Source organism: Roseicyclus sp. (assembly GCF_965662675.1).
GTDB lineage: Bacteria > Pseudomonadota > Alphaproteobacteria > Rhodobacterales > Rhodobacteraceae > Roseicyclus.
The window spans coordinates 1-10,036 of the sequence record NZ_CBFIIK010000103.1 but is presented as its reverse complement, the minus strand read 5'-3'; the positions used below and the strand labels follow the sequence as shown (position 1 = coordinate 10,036).

Sequence of the window (10,036 nt, the reverse complement as noted above, 5' to 3'; positions counted from 1 at the left end):
TGTCGACAGCCTGCGTCGCGGTGCGGAAGCTCCGCGAACGGGCGCCATAATAGCCTTTGGCCGCGTCAAGAACCTTCTTGTGGCGGCGATGGGTAACGGTTCCACCTTTGGTGCGGGACATTTTGCGGCCTCCTCAGCGGTCGTAGGGCATGTAGGTCTTGACGATCTTCGCGTCCTGTTCGGACAGAGTCGTCGTCCCACGCGCGTTGCGGATGAACTTGGTCGTCCGCTTGATCATCCCGTGCCGCTTGCCGGCCTGTGCCGCGACAACCTTGCCGGTGCCGGTCACTTTGAAGCGCTTTTTGGCGCTCGATTTCGTCTTCATCTTCGGCATTTTCGTCTCCTGTCTTCTAGAGAGCTTCGGGCGCGACTCGGCATGCCGTTTTGGCCGGCCGCACCGTTGGAGCGCGTCGCATACAGCCAAAGCGCGGGGCTGTCCAGCGCCTCGCTGCGACAAAGCCCGCGCCGAGATGTGGTCTTACATCATTCCGGGGTGCGCGGCGATGGCCGTAAAGACGCGGATGTAATCGCCAGGCGAGGAACCAGCCCATAGCAAGAACAAGCGATGCGAATCCTCAGGGTCGATCCAGACCTCGTCCCCGGTCTCCAGCCCGCGCAATCCGGGGCTGAGATAGCGCACGGCGGTGCCTGCCAGATCATCGGAGGCCGCCAGCGTCGCCCGTTGCGTCGCCACGCCGAGGATCGGCGCATCAAAAGCGACATAGGCGAAGTGGCTGCTGTCGATACTGTCGAAAAAGACATAATGGCTGGCCAGCTGGGTGCCGATGGGCAGCACACCCGCGGGCGTGCCGCCGATATCGACGGCAAGTGGCCGGCGCAGCGTGATCATCTGCGCCTCGTCGAAAGCGTAAAGATTGTCGTCATCGAAATGATCTTGGCCCACCGCGAAGGGCTGACTTGCATCGAGCAAAACGAAACGGCCCTGCCCCGATTGCTGCAAGATCGCCCCGTCGCGCACGGCCCCTGAGACAGGCGCGGCAGTGGCTACAATCAAAGCCATCACAAGCGTGACGCGCATCTAGTTCAGCACCATCGCCGCGACATGGATGAAAGCCATCGGAAGATCGAAAAAGCCAAGCCCATCGGGCATCAGCCCCAGATGCACATAACCCAAGATCCCAAGCCCGATGACAAGCGCGGCCGCAGCGGGCCATGACCACATCCGATTGACCCACCCCGCCACAAGCGATGCGGTCGCAAGGATCACCAAAAAAGCGGCGATCACGATCAGGATATTTGGATCAACACTCACTCAGGGTCCGACGCATAAATCAATCGCTCGGCGCATGGTGCCACGCGCAGGATGTTCGTGGAACCCTGAACGTTGAACGGCACACCCGCGGTGACGATGATCTGGTCTTCTTCGGTCGCATGGCCGCCTTCGCGCGCGATCCGCGCAGCCGATACCACGGCACCCTTGAAGCGCGTGACCTCGCCCGTAACATAGCAATGGCACCCCCATGTCAGGCACATGCGCCGCGCCACATCGACCAAGGGCGTCAGCGCAAGGATCGGCACCTGCGGGCGTTCGCGCGCGACCAACGCCGCGGTGTTGCCCGATTGGGTGAAGCAGCAGATCGCCTTGATATCGACGGTTTCGGCGATCTCGCGGGCGGCCAGAACGATGGCATCGGCTGTCGTCACGCGCGCAACCGTGCGCGAGGCGGCCATGATCGAGGTGAAGTTGGGGTCATTCTCGACCTCGAGGGCCACGTTGTTCATCGTCTGCACCGCCTCGACCGGGTAGGAGCCGGCGGCAGATTCCGCGCTCAGCATCACGGCATCGGCCCCTTCGTAAAGGGCGGTGGCCACATCCGACACCTCGGCGCGGGTGGGCATCGGGCTTTCGATCATGCTCTCGAGCATCTGGGTTGCCACGATCACGGGCTTGGCGGCGGCACGGCATTTGCGCACCAGCCGCTTCTGGATCGGCGGCACGTTCTGCACCGGCAATTCCACGCCCAGATCACCACGCGCGACCATGATCCCGTCGGAAACCGCGAGAATTTCGTCAAAGGCGGCAACGGCGGCGGGTTTCTCGATCTTGGATAGGATCGCGGCACGCCCCTTGGCCAAATCGCGCGCCTCATGCACATCGGCGGCGCGCTGCACGAAGGACAGCGCCAGCCAATCGACGCCCAGCGCACAGACGAATTCCAGATCGGCTCGGTCCTTTTCGCTCAGCGCCGCCAAGGGCAGCACCACATCGGGCACGTTCACGCCCTTGCGGTTCGACACCGGGCCGCCCGCGATCACCGTGCAATCGGCGAAATCGGCGCCGCAGGCCTCGACCTGCAGCCGCACCTTGCCGTCATTGACCAAAAGCCGCGCACCCGGTTCGAGGGCCGCGAAAATCTCGGGGTGGGGCAGGTTGACCCGCGTTTCGGTGCCCGGTGTCTTGTCGAGATCGAAGCGGAAGGAGGCGCCGTTTTTCAGCACATGCCCCTCATCATCGGCAAAGACGCCACAACGCAGCTTGGGCCCCTGAAGATCAGCCAGAATGGAGATGGGGCGACCAACATCGGCTTCTACCTTGCGGATCGCGGCGTGGCGCGCAGAAATCTCGGCATGGCCGCCATGGGACATGTTGAGGCGGAACACATCGGCCCCCGCATCATAGAGCTTGCGGATCATATGCTCGCCGTCCGATGCCGGGCCAAGTGTCGCCACGATCTTGACGTTACGGTCGCGTTTCATCGGTCGGTTCCTCTTCATCCGCTATTCGGTCAGCCAATCGCTGGATGGCTTGGCCCAATTGTTAGCGCAAACATGCGCGTCTTTATTGCTCTATGGCGCAATTCCGGGACGCCGACAACAGACATGCGGCACGACCACTGGCCAAGCCTGCGCGAAAGTCCTATTTCCGCCCCCTAGCAACATCACGGATGCGACAAGGACATGACGCCAGCCTATCAGATCGAGGGCGAAGATCGCCCGGGGCGTTGGGTGGTGACATGCGATCACGCCTCAAACCGGGTGCCCGATACGGTGGCGGGTGGCGATCTTGGTCTGCCGCCCGAAGATATGGCCCGACACATCGCCTATGATATCGGCGCGGCCGGTCTGGCGCGCGCCTTGGGGGCGGCACTCGACAGCCCGGTCATCTGGTCGGATTTCTCGCGCCTCGTGATCGACCCGAACCGGGGCGAGGATGACCCGACGCTTTGCATGAAGATCTACGACGGATCGATCATCCCGGCCAACCGCCATGCCGATGCGATCGAGGTCGCGCGGCGGCTTGCGCTGTTCCACAGGCCCTATCACGACGCGCTGTCGGGGCTGCTTGCCCGCCGTGCGGATCCGGTGATCTTGGCGATCCATTCCTTTACGCCGCAGCTGCGCGGTCGCGCGCCGCGCCCTTGGCATGTGGGGGTGCTTTATGCCGCCGATACGCGCTTGGCCCATCCCCTTTTGGCCCAGCTCCACGCAGCAGGTGATATCTGTGTCGGCGATAATGAACCCTATAGCGGGCATCTGCCCGGTGACGCGCTCGACCGCCATGGGGTGCAACCGGGCCTGCCCCATGTCTTGATCGAGTTGCGCAACGATCTGATCACATCACCAGTTCAACAGCATGATTGGGGGCGGCGCTTGGCACCGATGCTTGACGCGGCGCTCAAGAATGCCGAGGTCTGATCCAATCACAGGGAGAGACACCATGGATGACGCCACCCGCACCGAACTCGAAGCCGCCGCCTTTCGCCGGCTCTTGCAGCATTTGAACGAACGCGCGGATGTGCAGAATATCGACATGATGAACCTGACAGGCTTTTGCCGCAATTGCCTGAGCCGCTGGTATCAAGAGGCCGCCACCGAACGCGATATCGCCATCGACAAAGAGGCCGCGCGCGAAATCGTCTACGGCATGCCATATGAGGATTGGAAGGCGCTGCACCAGACCGAGGCGAGCGCCGCACAACAGGCCGCTTTCGAGCAATCGAAACCCGACCATTGACCGACGCAGACCCCAACCCGGCCTTTGACTACGCGCCGCCCGACGGCCCGCTTGACATCATCCATGTCGACGACGCGATCATCTTGGTCAACAAGCCCGCCGGGCTGTTGTCGGTGCCGGGCAAGGCGGAACATCTGGCCGATTGCCTGATCGCGCGGGTCCAGGCGGCCTTTCCGCAGGTCTTGTTGGTGCATCGGCTGGATATGGACACCTCGGGGGTCATGGTATTTGCGCTGACACCGCATGCGCAGCGCCATCTTGGGCAGCAATTCGAAAAGCGGCAGATGAAAAAGACCTATATCGCCCGCGTCTGGGGCGAGGTGGCCGAGGCACAGGGGGAAATCGACCTGCCGCTTTGCGTCGACTGGCCCAACCGCCCGCGCCAGCATGTCAACTGGGAGATCGGCAAACCCGCCCAGACATCATGGCGACGTATGCGGGTTGAAGATGGCACAACGCGGATGCGGCTCTACCCCAAGACCGGGCGGTCACATCAACTCCGCGTGCATATGCTTGAGATCGGCCATCCGATCTTGGGCGACCCCTTCTATGCGACGGGGGCAGCGCGAGATTATCCGCGCCTCATGCTCCACGCCGAAAGCCTGAAGCTGCGGCACCCAAATGGCGGGATGGGGATGGTGTTTCGCGCAGCGGTGCCGTTCTGAGCGTGGCCTGATGGGCCGCCAGCCATAGCCCGTCGAGATCGGCCAATGCGGCGGCGTCGAAACGCGCGGCTTCTTGCCAATAGCGTCCCGATGGCACGACGTAATTCAATTCCGCCTCGCGCGCCTTGGCGGTGGCGACCGCGGCTGCATCAGGCATCAAGGGGTTTTGACCGACCAATTCATCCAGACCCGCACGCGGAAAGACAAGTCGGCTGTCCTGCATCGACAGGTTGACACAGGCACATCCCTGTTCGGCGGCCAACAGCTGCAACCGCGCGGCCTTGGCCTCGAGGCTTTGCAGCGTGATATCGGCGCGCAGCGGGTCGGCGGTGCCTGTGCCATAGAAATGCGTGCGCCCCGTCGCGGCGTAGACCATGTCGCAACCGAAAAAGGCCATCACGCGGGGGCGCAGCGCCCCAAGCGCCCAGTATCCGGCGGTAAAGGCCATGGTGCCGCCCGCATAGACGAAACCGCCATAGGCGTTCTGGATCGGGACATAATCATCTGCCACGATCCGCGACTGACCGCGGGCAAGTGTGGGCGGGCGGTGTTCGGGGGGAAAATCCTCGGGGTGGATCGAGACATCCCAATCGGGGCGCAGGCGCCATGCGTTGTTGATCGCCACGATCTGGTGGAACACGGACCTGTCCCACCCCCGCACGGCAACGGCTGCGGGACCGCTGCCCAAGATCAAGACCACCGGGCCAGTTATGTGCTTGTTTTCCGTCATCTCTGCCAAAGATAGGCGGCAGAGGTGACAGGACCACGACTAATTTCCGCAGCGCGGCGAAAACCGCTGTCGGATCAGTCCCAATCGCTGACGGTCTTGACCTCAAGGAATTCGTGGATGCCCCAGACACCGCCTTCGCGGCCGCTGCCCGATTGCTTCATGCCACCAAAGGGCGAGCCCTTGCCGAACCCTTTGCCATTGCATTCCACCATCCCCGAGCGCACCCGCCGCGCCACCCGGTGCAGGCGGTCCTTGTCGGTGGTCTGGATGTAGTTGGTCAGCCCGTATTCGGTATCATTGGCCATCGCGATGGCCTCTTCCTCGGTGTCGAAGGGGGTGATCGACAAGACGGGGCCGAAGATCTCTTCACGGTAGATGGTCATGTCGGGGGTGACATCGGCGAAAACCGTTGGGCGCACGAAATAGCCGCGGTTCAGATGCCCGGGCCGCCCGGTGCCACCCGCGACCAGCCGCGCGCCCTCGTCGATCCCGGTTTGGATCAGGGCTTGGATCTTGTCGAATTGCATCGCCGACACGACGGGGCCGATACCGCGCCCTTCCTGATAGCCGGGGATGACTGGGGTCTCTTCGGCTGTTTTGGCGGCGATCTCGACGGCTGCCTCGTAACGGTCACGTTGTACAAGCATGCGGGTCGGCGCGTTGCACGATTGGCCGGAATTGCCGAAGCAGCGCATGACACCGCGCTTGACCGCCTTTTCATCCGCATCGGCGAAAATGATGTTCGCACCCTTGCCGCCCAGCTCGAGGCTGACGCGCTTGATCGTGTCGGCGGCCGCCTTGGAAATCAGCCGCCCCGCGCGGGTCGAGCCGGTGAAACTGACCATATCGACATCCGCATGCACCGAAAGCTGGCTACCCACGCCCGGACCGTCGCCATTCACAAGGTTGAACACCCCCGGCGGCAGACCCGCGGCATCGACGATCTCGGCAAAGACCAACCCCGAAAGCGGCGCGATTTCCGAGGGTTTCAGCACCATGGTGCAGCCCGCCAACAGCGCGGGCGCGACCTTGAGCGCGATCTGGTTCATCGGCCAGTTCCACGGCGTGATCAGCGCGACCACACCAATGGCTTCATGGATAATCCGCTCTCCCGGCGCATGGGGGCCAAGGGGCCGTTCCCAATCCATCTCGCGGGCGGCGGCAAGGAAGGCCTCGAAATGCCAATCGCCCGAGGTGACTTGTTGCTGGCGCGACCAATCGATAGGCGCGCCCATCTCGGCGGTGATGGCTTGGGCCATATCCTCGGATCGCTTCAGATAGGCCGCGAGAATACGCTCCAACGCGTCGATCCGCTCGGCCACGGGGGTTGCGGCCCACCCGTCAAAGGCCCGGCGTGCGGCGGCGACGGCGGCATCGGTATCGGCCTGATCGCCCAACGAAATCGTGGCGCAGACCTCTTCGGTCGAGGGGTCGATCACCGCGAGATCGCGCGGGGTTGCCGGGGCGACCCAACGACCGTCGATATAGAAATGGCGGCTGCGATCCATGGCTGATCCTCCCTGATGCGGCGCTGACCCTGTCACCGAGTTGGGCAGGGCGCAAGCCGTTGCCCCGACATCGCAAGGGCCAAAGGCGACCAACCTTGCGTCAAGGCAAAGCCCCGGTGATCAGGCTTGCGGATAGAGATAGGCGGTCACACCGCTTTCCACATTCTCATACAGGTCGATCACATGCGCATTGACCATCCGCACGCAGCCCGACGAAGCCGAGGTGCCGATCGACCAAGGCTGAGGTGTGCCGTGGATGCGCAGATAGGTGTCGCGCGACCCTTCGTAGAGATAGAAGGCGCGCGCGCCCAACGGGTTTTCCGGCCCGCCGGGCACACCGCCCGCGAATTGGCCGTAAACTTCGGGCTCACGTGCAATCATCGCCGCCGTTGGCGTCCATGAGGGCCATTGCGCCTTGCGGCCGATCCGAAAGGTGCCGGGGATATAAAGACCCGGCCGCCCGATCGCCACGCCGTAACGCATCGCGCTGCCATCGGTGCCGATATGATAAAGATAGCGTGCGCGCGCATCGACGTGGATATCCCCTGCGCGCAGCCCGGCCTTGTGCTCGACCCGCGTCGGCATGAAACGCGGGTGTAGACCCCAAGGGTTGTTTGCATTCGGATCTGGATCGGGGCGCGTGACCTGCGCATCGAAGCCAACGGAATCCTGTGCAGCAATCGGGCCGGCGATGGCGCCCGAAAACAACGAAGCACTGGTAATGATGAAATGCCGGCGCGTCAGCATGACCGCACCTCCTCCTGCACAGTCGAGAATCGTATTAAAACCAAGTCACTTTTGCGGTGTGACGCGGCTATGGACAAGTCACTTGTGTGTCAGCCCCCGCATGGGCCACCGGCTATCAGCCTGATCAGCGGCACAAAAACTGTGGAAAAAAGCCAAGTTTCATCAAACCGCAAAAAAACCGTTACCTTGGGTTTCTAACGCGTCCTTGGCCGTTTCGCCGATCAATCTCAGCCAAGGAAGCACAAGCGATGAAAGATATCGACATTCACAGCCTGTCCGCCGACGAATGGGACGAGTTGAAATTCCCCCGTCCCGAAGTTCAGGAATTCGACCGCGTTGTCGAACGCGCGATCTCGCGCCGTGGTTTCTTGGGTGGTGTTCTGGCCTTCGGGTCGGGCGCAGCCGTCATGGGGACCGGCCTTTTGAAAGGCACCACCGCGATGGCGCAGCCCGCCTCGCGCTTTCCGTTCACGCCCATCGCCGCCCAGACCGACAACACCATCCATGTCCCCGAAGGCTATGAGTGGAAAACGCTGGTGCGCTGGGGCGATGCGCTGTTCTCGGATGCCGAAGGGGCGTTTGACCCGCAAAACGGCGTGCCCGTCGCGATGTCGGACCGCGTTTTTGGCGAAAACACCGACGGGATGGAGCTGTTCAATGTCGATGGCCGTGAAATCATCGCGATCAACAGCGAATATGTGAACCCACGGGTGAACCTGCCCCAAACCGGCGATGGCATGCCCAGCTCGGCCGACGAGGTGCGCATGTTGCAGAACTTCCAAGGCGTCAGCGTGATCGAGATCGCCGAGGGTGCCGATGGTTGGGCCGTTGTCGTTGACAGCCCCTACAACCGCCGCATCCATCACAACACGCCCATGACCTTCTCCGGCCCCGCGGCCGGTCACGACCTGCTCAAGACCGAGGACGATCCGACCGGCATGGCCTCGCTCGGGACCTTCAACAACTGCGGCTCCGGCCGGACGCCCTGGGGCACCTATTTGACCTGTGAAGAGAACTTCAACGGCTACTTCGGTGCCACCGCCGAGGTCACGGCCAGCCGCGCGGTGCTGGATGGCTTCCGCCGCTACGGCGTCAACACCGCCGTGGAACCGGGCCGCTACAACTATCACGGCTTCGATCCGCGCTTCGACGTGGCCGCCAACCCCAACGAGCCGCACCGCGCGGGCTACATCGTGGAAATCGACCCGGCCAACCCGGATGCGACCCCGGTCAAGCACACCGCCTTGGGCCGCTTCAAGCATGAGAACGCCGCCTATGCCATCGCCGCCGATGGCCGTGTCGCTGTCTACATGGGCGATGATGAGCGGGGCGAATTCATGTATCGCTGGCTCAGCCGTGACGTCTATGTCCCGGGCGAAGACACCGCGACCCTTCTGGTCGATGGCGAGTTGTCGGTCGCGGTCTTCGAAGACGACATGTCGGGCCGCTGGGTGCCGCTGACCCCCGCCACCACCGGCATGGATGCGGCCCATATCGCCGTCTTCACCCGCATGGCCGCCAGCCGCGTCGGCGCCACCACGATGGACCGCCCCGAATGGATCGCGGTGCATCCCAACGCGGCCGAGGCCTATTGCTGCCTTACCAACAACTCGCGCCGGGGTGTGCTGACCGATGCGGGCACGGTGCGCACCAATGCGGGTGGCGACCCGATGACGGTCAACGCGGTCAATCCGCGCGACACGAACAACTATGGCCAGATCGTGCGCTGGCGCCCGGCAGGCGGCGACCACGGCGCGGACAGCTTCTTCTGGGATCTTTACGTCATGGCGGGCAACCCCACCGTGGCCGAAGGTCTGCAGGCGGGATCGGCCAACATCAACGAGGGCAACCTGTTCAACTCGCCCGACGGGATGGTGATCGACAGCACCGGTCTGATCTGGATTCAGACCGATGGTGATGACAGCAACGAAGGCATCTATGAAGGCATGGGCAACAACCAGATGCTGGCCGGCGACCCGGTCACGGGCCGGATCGAGCGCTTCCTGACCGGGCCGAACGGCTGCGAAGTCACGGGCCTGTGCTGGTCGTCCGACCGCCGCACGATGTTCGTGGGCATCCAGCACCCCGGCGACAATGGCGGCGACTGGCCCGATCACGGCGGCTCGCTCGCCCGCTCGGCGGTCATCGCGGTCAAGCGCGAGGATGGTGGGCTGGTCGGCTGATCGGCAACCAATGCCTCAATGAAAAAGGGCGCGCCCAGTTCTGGGCGCGCCCCCTTTTTTCCGATTGCGATCGGCGGATTACTCCGCCGTTTCTTCGCCTTGCTCGGCAAGTTCTTTGCCGGTGGCCTGATCGACCATCTTCATCGCAAGGCGCACCTTGCCACGATCGTCGAAGCCCAAGAGCTTGACCCAAACCTCTTGGCCCTCTTTCAGGACGTCCGAGGGGT

General features: G+C 63.2%; 12 protein-coding genes. 4 read left to right on the top strand and 8 right to left on the bottom strand.

The window, feature by feature from the left end:
- The 5 genes from ACTG4J_RS12840 to pyk form a co-directional block, all read right to left on the bottom strand.
- The coding region (locus ACTG4J_RS12840) for a 50S ribosomal protein L20 (protein ID WP_439140095.1) at positions 1-121 on the bottom strand (121 nt) is incomplete at its 3' end.
- 12 nt (positions 122-133) lie between these two features.
- Complete coding sequence (rpmI, locus tag ACTG4J_RS12835; protein WP_213685486.1) at positions 134-334, bottom strand: 50S ribosomal protein L35; 201 nt, start codon at positions 332-334, stop codon at positions 134-136.
- Between the two features lie 144 nt (positions 335-478).
- Positions 479-1,021 (bottom strand): hypothetical protein, encoded by a 543-nt coding sequence (locus ACTG4J_RS12830; protein WP_439140093.1) that lies wholly within the window; start codon positions 1,019-1,021, stop codon positions 479-481.
- An 18-nt stretch (positions 1,022-1,039) separates the two neighbouring features.
- Positions 1,040-1,273, bottom strand: a complete 234-nt coding sequence (locus ACTG4J_RS12825) for a hypothetical protein (RefSeq protein ID WP_439140092.1) — start codon at positions 1,271-1,273, stop codon at positions 1,040-1,042.
- Positions 1,270-2,718 carry a pyruvate kinase gene (gene pyk, locus ACTG4J_RS12820; RefSeq protein ID WP_439140090.1) on the bottom strand — a complete coding sequence of 483 codons (1,449 nt, stop codon included), beginning with the start codon at positions 2,716-2,718 and terminating at the stop codon, positions 1,270-1,272. The genes ACTG4J_RS12825 and pyk overlap by 4 nt, the downstream gene beginning before the upstream one ends.
- Positions 2,719-2,919: 201 nt before the next feature.
- On the opposite strand from pyk, the gene ACTG4J_RS12815 reads away from it, so the two are divergent.
- The 3 genes from ACTG4J_RS12815 to ACTG4J_RS12805 are packed head-to-tail and all read left to right on the top strand — an operon-like array spanning position 2,920 to position 4,641.
- Positions 2,920-3,657 carry an N-formylglutamate amidohydrolase gene (locus tag ACTG4J_RS12815; protein WP_439140089.1) on the top strand — a complete coding sequence of 246 codons (738 nt, stop codon included), beginning with the start codon at positions 2,920-2,922 and terminating at the stop codon, positions 3,655-3,657.
- A gap of 22 nt (positions 3,658-3,679) precedes the next feature.
- Positions 3,680-3,976 carry a DUF1244 domain-containing protein gene (locus tag ACTG4J_RS12810; protein ID WP_439140087.1) on the top strand — a complete coding sequence of 99 codons (297 nt, stop codon included), beginning with the start codon at positions 3,680-3,682 and terminating at the stop codon, positions 3,974-3,976.
- A complete protein-coding gene (locus ACTG4J_RS12805; protein WP_439140085.1) occupies positions 3,973-4,641 on the top strand; it encodes a pseudouridine synthase in 669 nt (222 codons plus the stop codon). Before ACTG4J_RS12810 ends, ACTG4J_RS12805 begins: the two co-directional genes overlap by 4 nt.
- Here the strand turns inward: ACTG4J_RS12805 and ACTG4J_RS12800 are convergent.
- From ACTG4J_RS12800 to ACTG4J_RS12790, 3 genes are all read right to left on the bottom strand, one after another.
- Positions 4,559-5,371: a hypothetical protein gene (locus ACTG4J_RS12800; RefSeq protein ID WP_439140083.1), complete on the bottom strand. Its 813-nt coding sequence runs from the start codon at positions 5,369-5,371 to the stop codon at positions 4,559-4,561. The genes ACTG4J_RS12805 and ACTG4J_RS12800 overlap by 83 nt on opposite strands.
- Before the next feature lie 74 nt (positions 5,372-5,445).
- Positions 5,446-6,879, bottom strand: coding sequence for an aldehyde dehydrogenase family protein (locus ACTG4J_RS12795; protein ID WP_439140081.1), 1,434 nt, complete (start codon positions 6,877-6,879; stop codon positions 5,446-5,448).
- Between the two features lie 120 nt (positions 6,880-6,999).
- Complete coding sequence (locus tag ACTG4J_RS12790) at positions 7,000-7,626, bottom strand: L,D-transpeptidase (RefSeq protein ID WP_439140079.1); 627 nt, start codon at positions 7,624-7,626, stop codon at positions 7,000-7,002.
- A 248-nt stretch (positions 7,627-7,874) separates the two neighbouring features.
- On the opposite strand from ACTG4J_RS12790, the gene ACTG4J_RS12785 reads away from it, so the two are divergent.
- The gene (locus tag ACTG4J_RS12785; RefSeq protein WP_439140077.1) at positions 7,875-9,809 is read left to right on the top strand and encodes a PhoX family protein; all 1,935 of its coding nucleotides are present in this window, start codon (positions 7,875-7,877) and stop codon (positions 9,807-9,809) included.
- The last annotated feature ends 227 nt before the right edge of the window (positions 9,810-10,036 follow it).